18 protein-coding genes and 1 tRNA gene are annotated in these 20,557 nt (G+C 42.6%); 10 read left to right on the forward strand and 9 right to left on the reverse strand.

Features of this window, described 5'->3' with window-relative positions:
- Window positions 1–36: 36 nt before the first annotated feature.
- From hutI to RE317_RS10230, 4 genes are all read left to right on the forward strand, one after another.
- Window positions 37–1,281, forward strand: coding sequence for an imidazolonepropionase (hutI, locus tag RE317_RS10215; protein WP_005852960.1), 1,245 nt, complete (start codon window positions 37–39; stop codon window positions 1,279–1,281).
- Between the two features lie 20 nt (window positions 1,282–1,301).
- The gene (locus RE317_RS10220) at window positions 1,302–1,925 is read left to right on the forward strand and encodes a cyclodeaminase/cyclohydrolase family protein (RefSeq protein WP_005840658.1); all 624 of its coding nucleotides are present in this window, start codon (window positions 1,302–1,304) and stop codon (window positions 1,923–1,925) included.
- Between the two features lie 34 nt (window positions 1,926–1,959).
- Complete coding sequence (gene hutH / locus RE317_RS10225) at window positions 1,960–3,456, forward strand: histidine ammonia-lyase (RefSeq protein WP_008670729.1); 1,497 nt, start codon at window positions 1,960–1,962, stop codon at window positions 3,454–3,456.
- Window positions 3,457–3,574: 118 nt separating this feature from the next.
- Window positions 3,575–4,075: an NUDIX domain-containing protein gene (locus RE317_RS10230; RefSeq protein ID WP_005852955.1), complete on the forward strand. Its 501-nt coding sequence runs from the start codon at window positions 3,575–3,577 to the stop codon at window positions 4,073–4,075.
- A 727-nt stretch (window positions 4,076–4,802) separates the two neighbouring features.
- On the opposite strand, the gene RE317_RS20985 is transcribed toward RE317_RS10230, so the two are convergent.
- From RE317_RS20985 to RE317_RS10250, 4 genes are all read right to left on the reverse strand, one after another.
- The gene (locus tag RE317_RS20985; protein WP_005842303.1) at window positions 4,803–5,009 is read right to left on the reverse strand and encodes a hypothetical protein; all 207 of its coding nucleotides are present in this window, start codon (window positions 5,007–5,009) and stop codon (window positions 4,803–4,805) included.
- 102 nt (window positions 5,010–5,111) lie between these two features.
- The gene (locus tag RE317_RS10240; protein ID WP_005852953.1) at window positions 5,112–5,729 is read right to left on the reverse strand and encodes a DJ-1/PfpI family protein; all 618 of its coding nucleotides are present in this window, start codon (window positions 5,727–5,729) and stop codon (window positions 5,112–5,114) included.
- A 2-nt stretch (window positions 5,730–5,731) separates the two neighbouring features.
- Window positions 5,732–6,076, reverse strand: a complete 345-nt coding sequence (locus RE317_RS10245) for a DUF3795 domain-containing protein (protein WP_032939656.1) — start codon at window positions 6,074–6,076, stop codon at window positions 5,732–5,734.
- 5 nt (window positions 6,077–6,081) lie between these two features.
- Window positions 6,082–6,762: a zinc ribbon domain-containing protein gene (locus RE317_RS10250; protein ID WP_008670728.1), complete on the reverse strand. Its 681-nt coding sequence runs from the start codon at window positions 6,760–6,762 to the stop codon at window positions 6,082–6,084.
- Between the two features lie 1,239 nt (window positions 6,763–8,001).
- On the opposite strand from RE317_RS10250, the gene RE317_RS10255 reads away from it, so the two are divergent.
- Window positions 8,002–9,417, forward strand: coding sequence for a Gfo/Idh/MocA family protein (locus RE317_RS10255; RefSeq protein WP_008670726.1), 1,416 nt, complete (start codon window positions 8,002–8,004; stop codon window positions 9,415–9,417).
- A 123-nt stretch (window positions 9,418–9,540) separates the two neighbouring features.
- On the opposite strand, the gene RE317_RS10260 is transcribed toward RE317_RS10255, so the two are convergent.
- The 3 genes from RE317_RS10260 to RE317_RS10270 form a co-directional block, all read right to left on the reverse strand.
- On the reverse strand, window positions 9,541–10,080 hold the full coding sequence (locus RE317_RS10260; protein ID WP_005842314.1) for a carbonic anhydrase: 540 nt from the start codon (window positions 10,078–10,080) through the stop codon (window positions 9,541–9,543).
- Window positions 10,081–10,270: 190 nt separating this feature from the next.
- Window positions 10,271–10,855, reverse strand: coding sequence for a Crp/Fnr family transcriptional regulator (locus tag RE317_RS10265; protein ID WP_005842319.1), 585 nt, complete (start codon window positions 10,853–10,855; stop codon window positions 10,271–10,273).
- Window positions 10,856–10,890: 35 nt separating this feature from the next.
- A complete protein-coding gene (locus RE317_RS10270; protein ID WP_008782062.1) occupies window positions 10,891–12,243 on the reverse strand; it encodes an MATE family efflux transporter in 1,353 nt (450 codons plus the stop codon).
- Between the two features lie 152 nt (window positions 12,244–12,395).
- On the opposite strand from RE317_RS10270, the gene RE317_RS10275 reads away from it, so the two are divergent.
- Window positions 12,396–12,469, forward strand: a tRNA-Thr gene (locus RE317_RS10275).
- A gap of 247 nt (window positions 12,470–12,716) precedes the next feature.
- Here the strand turns inward: RE317_RS10275 and groL are convergent.
- Window positions 12,717–14,354, reverse strand: a complete 1,638-nt coding sequence (groL, locus tag RE317_RS10280; protein WP_005842327.1) for a chaperonin GroEL — start codon at window positions 14,352–14,354, stop codon at window positions 12,717–12,719.
- 41 nt (window positions 14,355–14,395) lie between these two features.
- A complete protein-coding gene (locus RE317_RS10285; protein ID WP_005842331.1) occupies window positions 14,396–14,668 on the reverse strand; it encodes a co-chaperone GroES in 273 nt (90 codons plus the stop codon).
- A gap of 380 nt (window positions 14,669–15,048) precedes the next feature.
- Between RE317_RS10285 and RE317_RS10290 the strand changes: the two genes are divergently transcribed.
- The 4 genes from RE317_RS10290 to hydF all read left to right on the forward strand — a co-directional run bounded on the left by RE317_RS10290 (window position 15,049) and on the right by hydF (window position 20,243).
- A complete protein-coding gene (locus tag RE317_RS10290; RefSeq protein WP_032935130.1) occupies window positions 15,049–16,515 on the forward strand; it encodes a 4Fe-4S dicluster domain-containing protein in 1,467 nt (488 codons plus the stop codon).
- Between the two features lie 8 nt (window positions 16,516–16,523).
- The gene (gene hydE / locus RE317_RS10295; RefSeq protein ID WP_005842336.1) at window positions 16,524–17,558 is read left to right on the forward strand and encodes a [FeFe] hydrogenase H-cluster radical SAM maturase HydE; all 1,035 of its coding nucleotides are present in this window, start codon (window positions 16,524–16,526) and stop codon (window positions 17,556–17,558) included.
- 12 nt (window positions 17,559–17,570) lie between these two features.
- Window positions 17,571–18,989, forward strand: a complete 1,419-nt coding sequence (gene hydG, locus RE317_RS10300; protein ID WP_005842339.1) for a [FeFe] hydrogenase H-cluster radical SAM maturase HydG — start codon at window positions 17,571–17,573, stop codon at window positions 18,987–18,989.
- A gap of 63 nt (window positions 18,990–19,052) precedes the next feature.
- Window positions 19,053–20,243, forward strand: coding sequence for a [FeFe] hydrogenase H-cluster maturation GTPase HydF (hydF, locus tag RE317_RS10305; RefSeq protein WP_005852935.1), 1,191 nt, complete (start codon window positions 19,053–19,055; stop codon window positions 20,241–20,243).
- Window positions 20,244–20,557 lie beyond the last annotated feature (314 nt).

A 20,557-nucleotide genomic window follows, 5' to 3' on the forward strand; every position in this document is an offset into this window, starting at 1 on the left:
ATTTGCGTCATTTGCGTTCCATTAAAACTAACAACTATGAGCAACAACTTGATTATCATCAATGCCCACATCGTTACTCCGCAAGGCAGAACCGCCCGGAAAGGAGAAGCCATGAACGAACTTCTCAACATTCCTTGCGGAACGGTAAGAGTAACCGACGGCATTATTACCTATGTTGGCGAAAACCGTATAAGCCATGAAAAGCCCGGCTATAAAGTGCTTGATGCCAGAGGGAATGTATTGTTGCCGGGATTCGTTGATTCTCATACCCATTTGGTTTTCGGAGGATTTCGCCCCGACGAATTCATCTGGCGGCTCAACGGCGACAGTTATATGAGCATCATGGAACGTGGCGGAGGCATTATCAATACTGTACGTGCCACCCGGGAAGCCTCCTTTGAAGAACTGAAACATAAAGCCGAATGGTTTCTGGATACCATGAGCCGGATGGGGGTCACCACAGTGGAAGGAAAAAGCGGATATGGCCTGGATCGTGATACAGAACTGAAACAGCTCAGTGTCATGCAAGCTATCAATGAATGTCCCGACCGGAAAGTAGATATCGCCACCACTTTTTTAGGTGCTCACGCCTTACCCGAAGAATACAAAGGGCGAAGTGACGCATATATTGATTTTCTGATTAACGAAATGTTGCCCATGATCCATCAGAAACAATTGGCCGAAAATTGCGATATTTTCTGTGAAAAAGGAGTATTCACTGTGGAACAGTCTCGAAAGCTATTGAAAGCTGCGCAAGCTCTAGGCTTCGGCACCAAGCTACACGCTGATGAAATTGTCAGCTTTGGAGGAGCAGAACTGGCAGGAGAATTGAAGGCCCTCAGCGCCGACCATCTGTTGCAAGCATCCGATGAAGGCATAAAAGCCCTGGCACAAAATAATGTAGTAGCCACTCTGTTACCACTAACTGCCTTTACACTAAAAGAGCCCTACGCCCGTGGCAGGAAAATGATAGACAGCGGCTGTGCCGTAGCCCTTGCCACCGATCTAAATCCAGGCAGCTGTTTCTCCGGATCCATCCCGCTGACTTTTGCTCTGGCCTGCATCTATATGAAACTGACCGTTGCCGAAGCTATCACAGCCATCACACTGAACGGTGCGGCAGCCCTCGGACGCGCCGACCGCATCGGAAGCATAGAAGCCGGAAAACAGGGAGACTTTGTTTTACTGGGAACCGACAACCCCCATATATTACCTTATTATACAGGTATGAACGCAGTGAAGCTGACCATCAAAGGAGGACGTATTCTACATTCAAATTAACCAATTAAATACTAATAGCCATGTTAACAGAACTTACCATCAAAGAATTTATCAATAAAGTACTCAGTAATGATCCTGTCCCCGGTGGCGGCAGTGTCTCGGCACTCAATGGAGCCCTTGCCACCTCACTGGCAGCTATGGTAGCCAATCTTACCATAGGCCGCAAGAAATATGTAGAAGTGAACGAAATTATGGAAGATCTTTCTGTGCGTTTCGAAGAACTCACCCGCCAGCTGATAACCGATGTAGACCGTGATTCGGAAGCATACGACCGTGTTTTCTCTGCATTCAAACTTCCGAAAGAAACGGATGAAGAAAAGGCTATCCGCAGTGAAGCCATACAGAAGGAAACCAAATATGCCGCCCAAGTGCCTATGGAGGTGGCACGTACCGTCCATTCCATTCTGCCCATGATTGATGTGGTAGCCAGAAAAGGGAACAGCAACGCTGTAACCGATGCCTGCGTGTCCATGATGTGTGCCCGGACTGCCATTCTGGGAGCCTTGCTGAATGTACGTATCAACCTCACTTCTATCAAAGACGAAAAATTCGTCAAAGAGATGAGTGAAGAGGCCGATATGATAGAACAGACGACCATTGCCGAAGAACAGAAAATACTGGACTATGTGAAAACCATTTTTTAATCCCAACCTCCGCGGTTAAAAAAAGAATCAGACCATGAAGAATGTATATCAAATAGGTTCGGGTGACCTCACTTTTGACATCATCGAACGTATTATCAATGAAAATCTGAAATTGGAACTGGCTCCTGAAGCCAAAGACCGGATTCAGAAATGCCGGGATTACCTGGACAAAAAGATCAAGGAATCCGATGTCCCTCTCTATGGCATCACGACAGGATTCGGCAGCCTGTGCAACCGTAATATTTCTTCCGATGAACTGAGTACTTTGCAAGAGAACCTGGTGAAAAGCCATGCTTGCAGTGTAGGCGCAGAAATGCCCCATGTCATTGTGAAGCTGATGTTTTTATTAAAAGCTCATGCTCTTTCTTTGGGACACAGTGGCGTACAAGTCATTACTGTACAGCGCATTATCGACTTTTTCAATAACGATGTAATGCCCATTGTCTACGACCGAGGTTCATTGGGAGCCTCAGGAGATCTTGCCCCGCTCGCCAATCTCTTCCTTCCGTTGATCGGCGTAGGCGACGTGTATTATAAAGGCAAACGCTGCGAAGCTATCAGCGTGCTTGATGAGTTTGGTTGGGAACCAGTCAAATTGAAAAGCAAAGAAGGACTGGCCTTGCTCAATGGTACCCAGTTTATGAGTGCCAACGGAGTGTATGCCATACTCAAAGCCTTCCGTCTTTCCAAGAAAGCCGACCTCATTGCCGCCATCTCCCTGGAAGCCTTTGACGGCCGCATCGATCCGTTCATGGACTGTATCCAACAAATGCGTCCGCATAAAGGCCAGATAGAAACCGGAGCCGCATTCCGAAGAATACTGGAAGGCAGTGAAATCATCGCACAGCCCAAACAACACGTACAAGACCCCTATTCGTTCCGTTGCATCCCACAAGTTCATGGTGCTACCAAAGATGCCATCAACCACGTAGCTTCAGTACTGTTGACCGAGATAAATTCAGTTACCGATAACCCCACTATCTTCCCCGATGAAGACCTTATCATTTCAGGTGGCAACTTCCACGGACAGCCCTTGGCACTGGTATATGATTATCTTGCCATTGCTATGGCCGAACTGGGAAACATATCTGAACGGCGTGTGGCACAACTCATTATGGGACTTCGCGGATTGCCCGAATTTCTGGTTGCCAATCCGGGACTTAATTCCGGTTTCATGATTCCCCAATATGCGGCTGCCAGCATGGTAAGCCAGAATAAAATGTACTGTTATGCCGCCAGCAGCGACTCCATAGTATCCAGTAACGGACAGGAAGATCATGTAAGTATGGGAGCCAACGCCGCCACCAAGCTCTACAAAGTGATGGATAATCTGGAACATATACTTGCCATCGAATTGATGAACGCTGCACAAGGACTGGATTTCCGCCGCCCGCTCCGCAGTTCACCGTTTATTGAAAAGTTTCTCGCCAACTACCGCAACGAGGTACCTTTTATAAAAGAAGATATTGTGATGTATAAGGAAATACATAAAACAGTAGCTTTTTTAAAACGGCATCAAGTAAATTATTAAACGGCATTTCGGACTCGGATTATAAAGTTCTCACATCCCTTTTTACTATTAAAGACTATAAGATCCATATAATCCGAGCCCGAATTCATATCTTTGCAGTAACAAAAAAATAGCGAAGATGAATTACGATAATAAAGAAGAAATGTTTCCTATAGTAGATGAACAAGGAAACATAACAGGAGCTGCAACCCGTGGAGAATGTCATAATGGAAGTAAATTGCTACATCCGGTAGTCCACTTACATGTATTCAACAGTAAAGGCGAACTCTATTTGCAAAAGCGTCCTGACTGGAAAGATATCCAACCAGGCAAATGGGACACAGCCGTAGGCGGACACATAGATTTAGGTGAAAATGTGGAAACAGCCTTGAAACGTGAAGTAAAAGAAGAACTGGGCATCACCGACTTTACTCCCGAATTACTGACTAGCTATATATTCGAATCCACCCGGGAAAAAGAATTGGTATTCTCACATAAAACCACTTATGACGGTCCCATTATTCCCAGCGAGGAACTGGATGGCGGCCGTTTTTGGTCACTAGAAGAGATCAGAAGCAATATTGGGAAAGAAATATTTACACCTAATTTTGAGAATGAATTTCAGAAGCTGGGCTTCTGAAATAGTTTTTTAATGAAAAGTGGCAAATTCTTGACTTGCATCAAGAATTTGCCACTTTTGCATACATTTTATCTTTATCAGAGTACAATCTAGAACAAAACAGCATAATTTTGTGTTGTAAAACATAAAAAGAAAGGATAACGAGATTATGAAAAAGGTAAAAAGTATTTTTAAGAAAGCCCTTGCTATGATGGGTGAAAACGAAGTAAAAGCTTGGGGTATAGGGATTAAGTAAGAAAACAACCCTATTTTTTAATCAAAGAAAGGATAACATTATGAAGAAGTTGAAGGAGATCATCAAAGCAGGTCTCAAAGATATGGGAAATGACGCCCTCCGTGCTTGGGGGTACGATACAAAGTAAAAGATACAAAGGATTAGTTTTTAACGTTTTAAAAAAAAGGTAACAGGATGAAAAGAGTAAAAAGTTTTTTCAAAGGATATATGAGGGCTATTGAAATTAATGCCGCATTAATGTATGGTTATAGACCTAAATAAAAACCGTACTTTTTGATTGAGGGAATTGAATTACCATTATAATAAAAAAGCAGTCTTGACTTTTCAAGACTGCTTTTTTATTATAAATACAGTATAAGTGAAATCAATTTATCCGACAAGCAATACACTAATATTAAAAATATATTGTATTTCTGCAAAAAGAATATACCTCTTTGAAATCAAAGAGTTAGAAAATTCACCTCATTTTAGGATAATGAGGTGGCAACCGGCCTAATTACCGTGATCTGCATCACTTTGCAGGTTTGGGTAACTTTTAAGGATGTAAATATGGCAGGCAATAAGATGATAGACACGACCTTTCTCTACAATCTCGCTTTTTACTCCCGGCAATTCATTTGCCATCTGGAAGAAAACATCCATATCTCCATTGGCATCCTTGTAGAGTTTCCTGTAAATGGAAAGCACACCACCATCCACGCAATTCTTGCTACATTCCGAAAAGAAGGCTGCTCGTTGTTCCGATGAGAGTCGGGCTATACTTTCTCAAAACCTTTGAACCAATCTGACAAATCCATACAATCAAGGTAATTGACTGAACAGCTTTACCAATCCTTCTTTGTTGAAGCAGTAAAACATTTCTATTTGTTCAGGGGTATCATTCTCCAGCAATAGCAACAATTCTTTAGCAAATTCCAAGTAACCTGTGCCATTTGCCGTAACAATGCGTTTGTCCGACACAGCTTGCTCATTCATATAACCTGCCTTATTGGTATAGTTGCCTCCTCCCCATAATTGTAGCTGTTCCAAACCATTTCCCGTATGTTTTATCTCATTTAAGAAACCATGTTTGGCAAGGAAAGAAGCAGCATTGCAGATAGCTCCTACGATAATCCCTTTCTTTATGGCACGGCGAACGATTGGCACGACTTTATCTGCTTCCAGTTCGTCGAGCCAGCCGAAACCACCAATTAGTACCAATGCGGCATAATCATTGGGCATCGTTTCAAAAGAATAGTCGGGTAAAGTATGGAAACCACTGCATGAGCGTACAACATCCAATGTAGGAGCTACGACTTTGTTCGTGTATTTGGGATTTTCTTTTATACTACGTTCGTCACACGCAATAGCCGAAGCCAGAAATACGGCTTCATGGTCGGCATAGTTATTTAACAATAGATATAATACCTCGTTCTTCATATTTATTTTCTTCTGATGGTTTGACATTTACGTTTTGTCATCTCTTCGGCAAAGGCTTGTTCACCTTGTTCCTTAATATAGCTAATGCAAGCGGAACGGTCAGAATTAAACAGAAATGCAAATACTTTGCTTATCCAATTGGAAAACAACTTGCATTCCCTGACATCATGGGAGCATTCAGCACAAGTATTAAACTTGTTTTCTTGGCAACATGAGCGGATTTTACACCAAGTTGCCTTTTTATTTGGTTTACATCCGGGACATTTCTCTGCCAAGAACTTACGGCAAGCTCCACAATAAAGACCGCAAGCGGCTATGTTTTTATTATCAGGTACAATCGTTCTCATAAATATCAGATGTTGGAGTGAGAAAATTCGCCATTTATCCAAAAGGTGGCTTCCGTACCAATGAAATGTAGAAGTACATAATTGGGATCACTTGGTCCATCGGGAAAATGATGAATGAACCAATCCTGCCATATGTCCTTGCGGATAGTATTGTCCGTAATAATTTCTACCGTACCACGCAGGGCAACGCCATCCCCGTAATAGTCATAGCAAAGCCCCGCCTTGTTGTTCGCCTTAAAATCATTCACTTTCATGGAGCCGACACTTGTCACCATCCAGACTTCATTAAAACTTTTAGCATGTATCTTGGACATCTGCACAGGTCGCGGATAACCGTTAGCATCAATGGATGCAATGGTCACATTTTCACATTGGGCAAGCAAGTGGGTTGCCTTTTCCATTAGTGTCCGTTCATCTTTTTCTTTCCACCGTTTCAGGTAGGGAAAGTGTTGAAGCATTTGTTCCTTTGCTTGTACGGGACTCAACTTACATTCGGTCTGCACATTCCATTGGTCTAAGAATTGCAGGCAGAACTCAATCATTTGGCTCATTGTAAAATCTTGGGTAAACTCACCTTTTTTGTAACAATACACGCAATAATCCTCACTATTGCTCCCATCGGCATTTGTCCCTCTGTTTTCATCAGTTAGGGGCATACCACAACTTTGACAAAACTGTTGTTCCATATATGTATTCTATTCGATGCCTATCAGTCCCTTTATAGGCGGTTATAAAATGCGAGAGCGTGGAACTGCAATGCTACCGCGTCTAAATTGGAGGTCGTAGACAACCTTTGGCACAGATATGATAATAACAGCCCACGCTATAGCGTGAGAACCACTATACTATTTCTTGTACCAAGTCCGAGATTTCCTACGTTTCCAACCTACAAGATGAACATAACGCTTCTTTTTTCTCGTATGTCTTGGAAATAATTGTCTTTATCCGACTACAAAAATCGGATATTTTTCTGATAATCTTTTATCTTCTAATGCTTTTATTTACTTTTAGAATAGAATTTAGGGTGCATCCTATATTTTCAGTCCTTTATCCTGTTTAGTAGATGCAGTCTCCAAACCGTTTCTCCATTCATTCGCTTTCTACCTAAACCATTGCACAAGTGGAACATCGTTCACACCTATTTGAAAATACCCTTTCCGAGAATCTCAATGTGTTCCGGCAGAAGTCAATCAACGGCAATAGCTTTTCCACATAAGGGAAGTTCCATAAATTTTGTTATGTTTTTCAAGATAATCAAGGAAAGCAAAGTAAGTTGATATTAGTTTCACACGGAAAACAACGTCTGTATCCCAAAGAATTAGTACCTTTAGAACGAGATAACTCTTCGCACTTGCAATATACTTTTTACGTATTGCGTATTTTAAATAATCCATTGCGTGTATTTATCGGCAAGCGGGATAGTAAAAACATAAAATTGAAATGGCAACAGACGGAGTAAAAATAATTGATGGAGATTTAGCACACGACACCTATGAATATATAATGGAGTTGTATGATAGTGGAGCAAGTGCTGAAATAATTAAGAAATAAATTCCATTCATAAAAGAAGATTATGGAGATAAAACGGATTTTTATCACGAAATTTTTGTTACAGCTTACGCCTTGGCATTTGGGGAAATCGGAGAACTGACTGATGAAATCTTAAAATGAAGTAAAACGAGTTATTGAACTTAAAGCAGGTGTAAATCTTTGGACAAAAGATGTAGACGAAAAGGAAGGCAAAGAAAGACAAAAAGTCCTTGACCGATTTTTAAAAATAATATCTGCACCAAACTCAAAAGTTAGAAATAGAAATAATCAATTTTAGTTGCTGCAATCTGCCGATTTTATGAGGTTTTTCCAACGATATTCCCTATTTTTGCAACAATCTACTATTAACCTATAAATTTCAATTAAACAGAACCATGATTAAAAACCTATCTACCTTCTTCGTCGGTATAGCGTTATCATGCCTCGCCGGCTGTACCCCAATCCCCAAAGAAACAACTGCAACAAAAGAGTATGCGCCTCTTGAAGTTCCAGTTCCCGAACGTCCTGCGGGACAACAGGATGTAATCGAACTAACAACTCCTAAACTTGACACTGTGCGTGTAGGTTTCATCGGTTTGGGCATGCGTGGTCCCAGTGCGGTAGAACGTTGGACGCACATACCGGGAACTAAAATTGTCGCTCTTTGCGACTTATTGCCTGAAAATGCGGAAAAAGCACAAAAAATTGTAACTAACGCCGGTATGGAAGCCCCTGCCCTCTATTCCGGCAGCGAAGATGCATGGAAACAACTGTGCGAGCGAAACGATATCGACTTGGTATACATTGCAACAGACTGGAAACACCATACTGAAATGGGTATCTATGCCATGGAACATGGAAAACATGCAGCCATCGAGGTACCTGCCGCCATGTCGCTGGATGAAATCTGGGCACTTATCAATACTTCCGAAAAGACCCGTAAACACTGTATGCAACTTGAAAACTGTGTTTACGACTTCTTCGAACTGACGACATTGAATATGGCACAAAAAGGTCTTTTCGGCGAAGTGCTCCATGTAGAAGGTTCATACATCCATAATCTGGAAGAATTCTGGCCTTATTACTGGAACAACTGGCGTTTGGATTACAACCGGGAGTTCCGTGGAGACGTTTATGCCACACACGGCCTAGGCCCTGCCTGCCAATTGCTCAACATTCATCGCGGTGACCGCATGAAGACACTGGTAGCCATGGACACCAAAGCTGTAACCGGTCCCGAACTGGTAAAACAATATCAGAAAGAAGAAGCACCCGATTTCCAAAACGGCGACCATACCATGACTTTTATCCGTACAGAAAACGGAAAAACCATCCACATACAGCATGATGTAATGAATCCACGTCCCTATAGCCGTATGTATCAGCTGACCGGTACCAAAGGTTTTGCCAACAAATATCCCATCGAGCAATATTGTTTCCGCCCGGATCAGATTGACAGCACCAGCATACCCGATCACGAAAACCTGAGTATGCACTCGGCTGTTCCCGAAAAAGTAAAAGAAGCTTTGATGAGCCAATACAAACATCCTATCCACCAAGAATTAGAAGAAACAGCAAAGAAAATAGGTGGACATGGAGGGATGGACTTCATTATGGATTATCGCCTGGTATATTGCTTGCGCAACGGACTTCCTTTGGACATGGACGTTTATGATTTAGCAGAATGGTGCTGTATGGCCGAATTGACCCGTCTTTCTATAGAAAACGGAAATGCACCTGTTGCCGTACCCGACTTTACCCGTGGCAATTGGAACAAAGTGGATGGTTATCATCATGCTTTCGCTCAATAAAAAACTGAAACAAATACAGACTTCAATAAAAAGAGAGGTATATTCTGCATCAGGCAGAAATACCTCCCTTTCTTATAATACACAAAATCACATGAACATTATTGTGTATAAAAAACTCACATTTTATACTTTTGTCAGTTCACCCGTCACCGAATCAATTATAAATCCCCTCACTATAATATCTTCAGGTATTAATGGATGCTCCATAATAGCCCGTACAGTTCCTTTCACCGATTTCTCCGTATCCTCAAAACCATCCAGCCATGCTCCAAAATCTACACCACAGAAACGAATCATATCAATGGTTTCCTGCTTGATGCCACGTGCTTTCATGTGTTCTATCATCTCATTACTATTCATGTGACAGGCTCCACAATCAGAATGAGCAACAACCATAACTTCCTTTACACCTAACTCATAAATAGCCACCATCAGACTACGGATTACACTACCAAACGGATGCGAGATAACCCCACCTGCATTCTTGATAATTTTTACATCACCGTTCCTGATACCCAAAGCAGCAGGTAACAATTCCGTCAACCGGGTATCCATACAAGAAAGAATAGCTATTTTTTTATCAGGATATTTGTTGGTAATATATTTCTCATATCCCTTGCTCTCAACAAATTTCTTGTTGAACTCTAAAATATCATCTATCATTGCCATAAGTTTTTTTAGGATTCACTACAAACTTACACAAAAATAAAATACGATGACACTTTTAAGATAAATATTTATCGGATGCCAACTTTTCTACCATCCATCAAGGCAAAGATGAACCATACAAGAAAAAGCAAAGAGAACAATGCGTTTCCATACGAAAGAACCAACCCCGTAAATGCTAAAATTGTCATTGGTCTTTTTTCCTTCTCCCCAGTTCGGCACGGATACGGCTTAACGACTGTGGAGTAATCCATAAATAAGAAGCGATATGCTTCAGAGGTACATACTGCAACAGTTCCGGATTCTCTTCCAACAAAGTAAGATAACGCTCCTTGGCCCGGGGGCTTCCTCCCGTTATCATCCAACTTTCAAGCCCTAAAAACTGCTGCTCGAACAGTCGTCTTCCAAAATTAGCCAGTTCAACAGATCCGGCATATAATACTTCGAGTTTTGCCTTCGAAATACCATAAAGTTCACTGTCACACATCGCTTCGATAGAAACCAACGAAACTGTATTTTCCACATATCCCCATGACGAGAAGATGGCCTCTCCTTCAGAAGCAAACCAGACGGAAACATCTACCCCGTCATTAAGGTAATGCCCCCGCCAGATTCCTTTACTTACAATATAGAAGTTTGAGTTCCGCCCACCTTCCTGTACAAGAAAATCCCCTTTATGAAAAGTGAACTTCTCCATATTATCCAACAACTGCAAGCTCAAAGCTATCGGCAAACTATATTTTTCACAAAACTTCTGTATGAATGCATCCATATATCCACCCGATTAATTACTACAAAAGTAAAAAATCATCTGCGAACCCATTGATGTTTACGATAATAAATTACCATTATTACTAAAAAAGTAAGTATTTCCGCCAAAGGAACTGCCAGCCATATCCCTGGCACCTTCAATAGCAACGGCAAGCCCAATAAACAAAGTACCATAAAAACAAACCCACGCAAAACTGTAACCATCATAGCCGGACGTGCCCGCTCTACACTTTGAAAATAGCCAATGGAAACAATGTTTACAGCAAAAAAAATAAAACCAGACGCAAACAAAGGCAGTCCCGCCACAGCAATATCGTATGCCGGATAGGAACGATCAATAAACATAGCCACAATCTGATGATTGAACAAAGCTGTTAACGCAAAAAACACAAGTCCGCAGGTCACGGCCGTTCCCAGTGCCAGACGGAAAGCGGAACGTACCCGCATGGTATCACCCGCTCCAAAGTTATAGCTTAAAATGGGTTGAGCCGATTGTCCTATGGCATTATATACCATAAATATAATGGGAAAGAAATAACAGGCAATACTGAAAGCAGCCACTCCATCTTCGCCTAAATAATGGATAAACACATAATTGCCTGCAAACATCATACAGGCTATGGCTGCCTCGCACAAAAAGGTGGAAACTCCTAAGTGGCACATATATTTCACATTGCGCCAAGTGAGCCGCATACTCTTCTTGCTAAGTTTCACCCGGCAAAAATGAATCACATTTCTTCTGCGACTTAAATAGACTACAATCATTCCGGCCCCCAAAATATACCCCAGACTGGTAGCCAGCGCCGCACCCATCATTCCCCATTTGAGAATAAAAATGAACACATAATCCAATAGGATATTCACCACTGCCGGAATAGCATTACACAACATGGCATAATTAGGAGAACCATCCAGACGGACAAAGAACATCCCTGAACTTAGCAAAGCACTAAATACCAGAAAAGGCAAGAACCAATACATATATTCCACCGCCAAAGGCAACAGACGTTCCGAACTTCCCAACCACACGGCTACTTGTGGAGCAAACAAACATACCACTCCCCACAGCACAGCCAAAAACAAAGAAGAAACCACAACAGCCTGCGTCACATTGATACGGGCAGTTTTCAACTTTCCCTGAGATAAATGAATAGATGCCACCACCGATGCGCCAACACCAAACATCAGTCCGATACCCGTACTTATCAAAAACAAAGGAGCAGTAATATTCACTGCCGCCAATGCGTCACTACCTATCCCTTGACCTACAAAAATACCATCTGTTATCACAAACACAGCCGAAAATACCATCCCCAGCACAGTAGGTATCAGCAATTTCCGAAACAATTTCGGAATTTCCATACTACCAAAATCAATACTATCCTTCATAAACTTCACATTTTTGTTTAGCGGATGCAAAGATAGAGCGTTATTTCGGAGTAAAAATTACCATTTGGTAATTTCCAACTATTTTTTCCTATGAAAAAATTTGTTCTTTTAAAAGATATTCTTACCTTTGCACCCGCTAAACAAAAAGCAATGCCTCTTTAGCTCAGTTGGCCAGAGCACGTGATTTGTAATCTCGGGGTCGTTGGTTCGAATCCGACAAGAGGCTCACTCAAAAAGGGAGTGTTTCTGAACATTCAGAAACACTCCCTTTTTTATAGGACAGTTCAATTTGAAATAAACCCCACTAATCTTTTAAGAGTGATCCACAGTCTCCTCACATAACATAATTTCTCGGATGAGCCGAAATTTAGAGAGTAAATAAAACTTGAGAAGATAATCCACTATGGTCTATAAAAAACTCCCTGTCAACATTTCGCCAACAGGGAGTCCGTTAATCATTTATGGGGCAAAGATTACATCATGCCGCCCATGCCACCCATTCCGGGAGCACCCATCGGCATTTCTGGTTTATCTTCTTTCTTTTCCACAATTACACATTCTGTAGTCAGGAACATACCTGCAATAGAAGCAGCATTTTCCAAAGCTACACGAGTTACCTTAGCAGGATCTACCACACCGGCAGCGTGCAAGTTTTCGTAAACATCAGTACGGGCATTGTAACCGAAGTCACCTTTACCTTCGCGTACTTTCTGTACTACTACTGCACCTTCCTTACCTGCATTGGCAACAATCTGACGAAGCGGTTCCTCAATAGCACGCTTGATAATTTCGATACCGGTTGTTTCGTCTTCATTATCGCCCTTCAGGCCTTCCAATGCTTCAGAAGCACGGATGTAAGCTACGCCACCGCCCGGAACGATACCTTCTTCGATAGCTGCACGAGTAGCGCACAATGCATCATCCACACGGTCTTTCTTTTCCTTCATTTCAACTTCAGAAGCGGCACCTACATAAAGAACAGCTACACCACCTGACAACTTAGCCAAACGTTCCTGCAACTTTTCCTTATCATAATCTGAAGTAGTATTCTTTATTTCAGCTTTAATCTGATTGATACGTTCCTGAATGTTTTCTTTTGCGCCTGCACCGTTTACGATAGTAGTATTATCTTTAGAAACAGTTACCTTATCGCAAGTACCCAACATTTCAAGAGTAGCTTGTTCCAACTTCAAACCTTTTTCCTCGCTGATAACGATACCACCTGTCAATACGGCAATATCTTCCAACATAGCCTTACGACGGTCGCCGAAGCCCGGAGCTTTCACAGCACAAATCTTCAACTGAGAACGCAGACGGTTTACAACCAACGTAGTCAATGCTTCGCTGTCTACATCTTCTGCGATAACCAACAAAGGACGTCCGCTCTGTACAGCCGGTTCCAGGATAGGCAAGAAATCCTTCAAGTTAGAAATCTTCTTATCATAAATCAGGATGTACGGATGTTCCATCACACATTCCATCTTTTCTGTATCAGTTACAAAGTAAGCAGACAAGTAACCACGGTCGAACTGCATACCTTCTACCACACCGATAGTAGTATCCGTTCCTTTAGCTTCTTCGATAGTAATCACACCATCTTTAGAAACTTTACGCATAGCGTCTGCAATCAACTTACCGATAGTAGGATCGTTATTGGCAGAAACAGCAGCCACTTGTTCAATCTTGTCATAGTTGTCACCTACCATTTCGGCCTGAGACTTGATAGATTCAACCACTTTGGCAACAGCTTTATCGATACCACGTTTCAAATCCATCGGATTTGCTCCGGCAGTAACATTCTTCAAACCTACCCCTACGATTGATTGAGCCAGCACAGTAGCAGTAGTAGTACCGTCACCTGCATCGTCACCTGTCTTTGAAGCAACAGATTTCACCAACTGTGCACCGGTATTCTGAAATGCATCAGCCAATTCCACTTCTTTAGCTACAGTCACGCCATCCTTAGTGATATGAGGAGCACCGAATTTCTTTTCGATAATCACATTACGACCTTTCGGACCCAGGGTTACTTTCACTGCGTTAGCCAATTCGTCTACACCCTTCTTCAATTCGTCACGGGCATCAATGTTGAATTTAATATCTTTAGCCATAATTCTATTTACAATTTAATGATTTACAATGTACTATTTAATTATCCCAAAACAGCGAGAACATCGCTCTGACGCATGATAAGGTATTTCTTACCGTCATGTTCCAGTTCAGTGCCCGAGTATTTGCCATACAATACCTGATCACCTACATGCAACACCATCTCCTCATCTTTTGTTCCGTTACCTATTGCGACAACTTCACCTTGCAATGGCTTTTCCTTTGCTGTATCAGGAATAATAATACCACCGATTGTTTTTTCTTCTGCAGGAGCAGGAAGAATCAATACTCTGTCTGCTAATGGTTTAATGTTCATAGTTCTTAATTTTTATATGTTATACTTTTAATTATATCAATTATCTGTCATCTTTAAGCAGTGACGCAAAACATCTTGCGAAAAACGTGCCAAACATGAAAAAGGAGAAATTGACAGTTTTATTCTGCCAAATTGGCACAGCTATAACATATCTTTCACTAAAATGGTTTCCTCTTCCCCTGCCATTATCAGTTGCTTTTACGAAATTTATTATTTTTACCTACAAAGATTCATATATAAACCAGTCGGCTACATTCCACAGCGACAGAACGAATCTGAATATAAAAAGAGAAAAATGTGATTTTTCTTTTTTTAATATTTCCATAGGACACAAACTATCACTATCTTTGCAAAACCTAATAATTAACCCCTTTAACTATATGGCATTTACGAACAACATTATGATTGTCCGCCACAGATTGCTGACAGAACTTGTAAAATTGTGGAAAAACGGAGAACTGACAACAGACAAAATAGACCGTCTGCCATTAGAACTCAGCCCCCGACGTTCAAAACATGCAGGGCGTTGCTGCGTACACAAAGAACGCGCTGTATGGAAATACAAATCCCTTCCTCTACTGGGGTTGGATATGGATGATGAAACCGATGAGCTCACTCCACTATCCGAATATGCCGCACGTGCTATAGAACGTGCAAACAATGGAAAGCCCAAAGACAACATTATGTGTGTTATAGACGAAGCATGCTCGGCCTGCGTACAGATCAATTATGAAATCACCGACTTATGCCGGGGATGTACCGCCCGCAGTTGCCAGTACAATTGTCCCAAAGGAGCCGTACATGTACATGCCGACACCGGCAAGGCATGGATCGACCATGATACCTGCATCAGTTGCGGCATCTGCCACAAAAGCTGCCCTTATCACGCAATCGTCTATATTCCCGTTCCCTGCGAGGAATCTTGTCCTGTCAAAGCGATCAGCAAAGATGAACACGGTATAGAGCATATTGATGAGAATAAATGTATTTATTGCGGTAAATGCATGAATGCCTGTCCTTTCGGGGCCATTTTTGAAATATCCCAGACATTCGATGTGTTGCAACGCATCCGTAAAGGAGAACAAGTGGTAGCCATTGTCGCGCCATCTATTTTGGGACAATTCAGCACAACTATCGAACAAGTATATGGTGCATTCAGACAAATCGGTTTCACCGATATAATTGAAGTAGCACAAGGAGCCATGTCCACCGTAGAACATGAAGCGCATGAACTGATAGAAAAACTGGAAGAAGGACAGAAATTCATGACTACCTCATGCTGCCCGTCCTATATCGAGCTGGTGAACAAATACATCCCCGATATGAAAAAATACGTTTCCGGCACAGGCTCGCCTATGTATTATGCCGCACGTATAGCCAAAGAGAAGTATCCTGATGCAAAAATCGTATTTGTTGGACCATGTGTAGCCAAACGTAAAGAAGCTCAACGTGACGAGGCTGTGGATTTTGTGATGACATTCGAAGAGATTTCCTCTATTTTCGATGCTTTCGAGATTAACCTGGAGATTGTACAGCCATACGCTATGGAATTCTCTTCCGTTCGCGAAGCGCATGGATTCGCACAAGCCGGCGGCGTGATGGGAGCCGTAAAGGCATTCCTGAAAATGGAAGCGGACAAAATCAATGCCATACAGGTATCTGATTTAAACAAGAAGAATATCGGAACATTACGCGCCTACGCTAAATCGGGCAAAGCTCCCGGACAATTCATCGAAGTGATGGCCTGCGAGGGTGGTTGTATCACAGGACCCAGTACGCACAGCGGCAGCAACAATGGAAAACGCCAATTGGTACAGGAACTGGCAAAACAGAAAAAAACATATTAAAGGTATGCATGAAGCGACTGATTGACAAATTACGTCACTACCATAGCCTGACAGGTGAGGAATATGCCAACCTCCTCTCCTGTCAGGATACCGGCACTTTACTGTATTTACAGCAACAGGCCAGGGAAGTCACTTTGGCACATTTCGGGAATGGGATATTTATCCGCGGACTTATCGAGGTGAGCAACCGATGTCGTAACAACTGTCATTATTGCGGAATAAGAAAAGGAAATACCGCCATTACCCGTTACGCATTAAAGCGTGAAACCATTTTGGAATGTTGCCGTGAAGGATATGCACTCGGATTCCGCACCTTCGTGATGCAAGGCGGTGAAGACCCTGCCTTAACAGATGAATGGATAGAAAAAACCGTTGCCGCCATCCACTGTGAATTCCCCGATTGTGCCATCACCCTTTCATTAGGAGAAAAATCACGGGAAGCATACGAACGTTTCTTCCGTGCCGGAGCCAACCGTTATCTGCTCCGACACGAAACACACAACGAAGAACACTATAGGAAATTACATCCTGAGGAGATGTCACTAAAGCATCGGCTCCAATGCCTGCAATGGCTAAAAGAAATTGGATATCAAACCGGAACAGGAATCATGGTAGGCACTCCGGGACAAACCCTGACACATCTGGTGGAAGATCTGTTATTCATAGAGCAATTCCAGCCCCAAATGATCGGTATCGGTCCATTTATCCCCCATCATGACACACCATTCGGAACAGAGCCGGCCGGAAGTGTAGGAATGACCCTCAAGCTGTTATCCCTTTTCCGGTTAATGCACCCGTCCGCCCTGATTCCATCGACCACCGCCCTTGCCACCTTGTCACCGGACGGACGGGAAAAAGGAATATTGGCAGGAGCTAATGTAGTGATGCCCAATCTCTCCCCCAGGGAGCAAAGAGAAAAATACACCTTGTATGATAACAAAGCCGCCTTCGGTGCCGAAGCAGCCGAAGGTTTACGAGCTTTGGCACAACAACTGGAAACAATCGGTTACCGGATATCGACAGATAGAGGTGACTATCACTAACCCCTAACAAACATGTATAAAGCAGATTCTAAAATAGCTGAAGAATTCATAGACCATCAAGAGATACTGGATACCTTGGAGTATGCTCACAACAACAAAAGCAATCGTGCCCTGATAGAGCAACTGATTGACAAAGCTGCTCAATTCAAAGGACTGTCCCATCGTGAGGCAGCATTACTGCTGGAATGCGACCAACCGGATCTAACAGAACGCATTTTCCGGCTGGCACAGGAAATCAAACATAAGTTTTACGGCAACCGTATTGTAATGTTCGCCCCTCTATATCTTTCCAATTATTGTGTGAACGGATGCGTCTACTGCCCTTATCATTTGAAGAACAAGACCATAGCACGCAAAAAGCTGACACAAGAAGAGATCCGTAAGGAGGTAATTGCCTTGCAAGACATGGGACACAAACGCCTGGCACTGGAAGCAGGAGAAGATCCGTTGCGGAATCCTATTGAGTACATACTGGAATCTATCCAAACCATTTATAGCATCAAACATAAAAATGGGGCTATCCGCCGGGTCAATGTCAACATTGCCGCCACTACCGTGGAAAACTACCGCAAGCTGAAAGACGCAGGTATCGGCACTTATATCCTGTTCCAGGAAACTTATCATAAAGAAAATTACGAATCCCTGCATCCCACCGGTCCGAAAAGCAAATATGCTTATCATACCGAAGCGATGGACCGTGCCATGGAAGCGGGAATTGACGATGTAGGACTAGGTGTTTTATTCGGGCTGAATACCTACCGCTATGACTTTACAGGATTATTGATGCATGCCGAACATCTGGAAGCTACCTTCGGAGTGGGACCACATACCATCAGTGTTCCTCGCATCTGTCCGGCAGATGATATCTCCACGCAAGATTTCCCGGATGCCATTTCAGATGATATATTTTGTAAAATTGTGGCGGTAATCCGTATCGCTGTTCCTTATACAGGTATGATTATCTCTACAAGGGAATCGGCTGCAACCCGACGCAAAGTCTTAAACCTGGGAATCTCACAAATCAGCGGAGGCTCCCGGACCAGCGTAGGCGGTTATGCCATTCCGGAAACACCGGAAGAAAACTCAGCACAATTCGACATCAGTGACACCCGTACCTTGGACGAGGTAGTGAACTGGCTGCTCGACTTGGGGCATATCCCCAGTTTCTGTACAGCATGTTATCGGGCAGGGCGTACAGGCGACCGTTTTATGTCATTAGTCAAATCGGGACAAATCGCCAACTGCTGCGCCCCCAATGCATTGATGACACTAAAAGAGTATCTGGAAGATTATGCGGCACCGGATACACGAGCCAAAGGAATCCAACTGATAAAAAAAGAGTTGGAACATATTCCCAATCCGAAAATAAAAGAAATAGCAATTCGTAATCTGAAAGAGATAGAAGAAGGGAAACGAGATTTCAGATTCTAACCGCTCATGCGTCAAGCAACCTTTTCAATACAGATAATGAACCTAATTCAAGCCCAATAAAATATGAGTCTAAACAACACTCCCGCTGCCAACCGGCTACATATCGTCCTGTTCGGAAAACGCAATAGCGGCAAGTCCTCTCTAATCAATGCCTTGACCGGACAAGACACCGCCCTTGTATCGGATATTCCCGGTACAACAACAGATGCTGTCAGCAAAGCGATGGAAATTCAACATATCGGTCCTTGTCTCTTTATCGATACTCCCGGATTTGATGATGAAGGGGAATTGGGAGAAATGCGCATAACCCGTACGTTGAAAGCCATCGAACGGACAGATATTGCCTTACTTCTTTGTGAAGACGGCAATTGCGAGGATGAAAAACAATGGATGGAGCAGTTAAATAAAAGGAATATTCCGGTTATCCTGATACTGAACAAAGCTGATATCCGAAAAGACATAGCATCCACAAGGGATCGTATAGAAAAAGAATGCGGTCAAAATCCTCTCATTATCAGCGCAAAAGAACAGACGGGCATAGAGAAAATACTTCAAGCTATTCTGGAAAAGTTACCGGCAGATTTCGGACAACAGACCATTACCGGAGATCTGGTTAAAGAAGGAGATTTAGTGCTCTTAGTCATGCCACAAGACATACAGGCTCCCAAAGGCCGACTTATTCTTCCACAAGTACAGACGATGCGCGAATTATTGGACAAAAAATGTCTGGTAATGAGCTGTACAACCGATAAAATAGCCGCCACTTTGCAGGCTCTGTCCTATCCTCCGAAACTAATCATAACCGACTCCCAAGTTTTTCATGCCGTTTATGAGCAAAAACCGGCAGAAAGCCTTCTCACCTCTTTTTCCGTTCTGATGGCAGGATATAAAGGGGATATACTCTATTATATGGAAGGAGCCTCAGCCATAGACCGCCTCACCCCACAATCACGGGTATTGATAGCAGAAGCCTGCACTCATGCCCCTGCCACCGAGGACATAGGCAGAGTAAAGCTTCCACGTATGTTGCGTAAAAAGATAGGTGAAGAGTTGCAAATAGATATCGTTGCAGGTACAGACTTTCCGGAGGATTTGACACCCTATCACTTAATCATTCATTGCGGAGCCTGCATGTTCAATCGCAAATATGTACTAAACCGGATTGATAATGCCCGTAAGCAACAGATTCCCATGACTAATTATGGAGTGGCTATTGCACACTTGAACGGGATATTGGATAAGATAGCGTATTAAAAAGACATCTGTTCTTTTTTGTTTCCATCACCACAAACCATTTATCTTCAAAGGTTTGTGGTGTAAAAGGTTCCGTAATTCCCCTTAACCGGTATGTATGTGTCTTTTTACCATTGTTTCTGAAGGCTCATAGATTTTCCTTCTTGATGTGTCCTGTATCTATTTACTTCAGTTACAAAAACTTATTTAGTCTTTTCAGATTCATACTTCCTTTTGTTGTTTTCTCATTCTTAAGTGTGGTAAGCGCCATCTTTGTTGCCACCGAAAAGTTTCCGGCAGCATTTTTCACCTTTTTACTGTAGTCTTCTCGAAAG

The organism is Phocaeicola sp. GP0067, assembly GCF_031119655.1.
Lineage (GTDB): Bacteria > Bacteroidota > Bacteroidia > Bacteroidales > Bacteroidaceae > Phocaeicola > Phocaeicola vulgatus.

Bases quoted from the DNA above. Each gene is read 5' to 3' on its own strand.
- groL (WP_005842327.1), bottom strand. From the start codon at position 14,354: ATGGCTAAAGATATTAAATTCAACATTGATGCCCGTGACGAATTGAAG.
- hydF (WP_005852935.1), top strand. From the start codon at position 19,053: ATGAGTCTAAACAACACTCCCGCTGCCAACCGGCTACATATCGTCCTG.
- RE317_RS10260 (WP_005842314.1), bottom strand. From the start codon at position 10,080: ATGATAGATGATATTTTAGAGTTCAACAAGAAATTTGTTGAGAGCAAG.
- hutH (WP_008670729.1), top strand. From the start codon at position 1,960: ATGAAGAATGTATATCAAATAGGTTCGGGTGACCTCACTTTTGACATC.
- RE317_RS10285 (WP_005842331.1), bottom strand. From the start codon at position 14,668: ATGAACATTAAACCATTAGCAGACAGAGTATTGATTCTTCCTGCTCCT.
- hutI (WP_005852960.1), top strand. From the start codon at position 37: ATGAGCAACAACTTGATTATCATCAATGCCCACATCGTTACTCCGCAA.
- RE317_RS10270 (WP_008782062.1), bottom strand. From the start codon at position 12,243: ATGAAGGATAGTATTGATTTTGGTAGTATGGAAATTCCGAAATTGTTT.
- RE317_RS10220 (WP_005840658.1), top strand. From the start codon at position 1,302: ATGTTAACAGAACTTACCATCAAAGAATTTATCAATAAAGTACTCAGT.
- hydE (WP_005842336.1), top strand. From the start codon at position 16,524: ATGAAGCGACTGATTGACAAATTACGTCACTACCATAGCCTGACAGGT.
- RE317_RS10245 (WP_032939656.1), bottom strand. From the start codon at position 6,076: ATGAGAACGATTGTACCTGATAATAAAAACATAGCCGCTTGCGGTCTT.
- RE317_RS10240 (WP_005852953.1), bottom strand. From the start codon at position 5,729: ATGAAGAACGAGGTATTATATCTATTGTTAAATAACTATGCCGACCAT.
- RE317_RS10255 (WP_008670726.1), top strand. From the start codon at position 8,002: ATGATTAAAAACCTATCTACCTTCTTCGTCGGTATAGCGTTATCATGC.
- RE317_RS10230 (WP_005852955.1), top strand. From the start codon at position 3,575: ATGAATTACGATAATAAAGAAGAAATGTTTCCTATAGTAGATGAACAA.
- RE317_RS10250 (WP_008670728.1), bottom strand. From the start codon at position 6,762: ATGGAACAACAGTTTTGTCAAAGTTGTGGTATGCCCCTAACTGATGAA.
- RE317_RS10290 (WP_032935130.1), top strand. From the start codon at position 15,049: ATGGCATTTACGAACAACATTATGATTGTCCGCCACAGATTGCTGACA.
- hydG (WP_005842339.1), top strand. From the start codon at position 17,571: ATGTATAAAGCAGATTCTAAAATAGCTGAAGAATTCATAGACCATCAA.
- RE317_RS10265 (WP_005842319.1), bottom strand. From the start codon at position 10,855: ATGGATGCATTCATACAGAAGTTTTGTGAAAAATATAGTTTGCCGATA.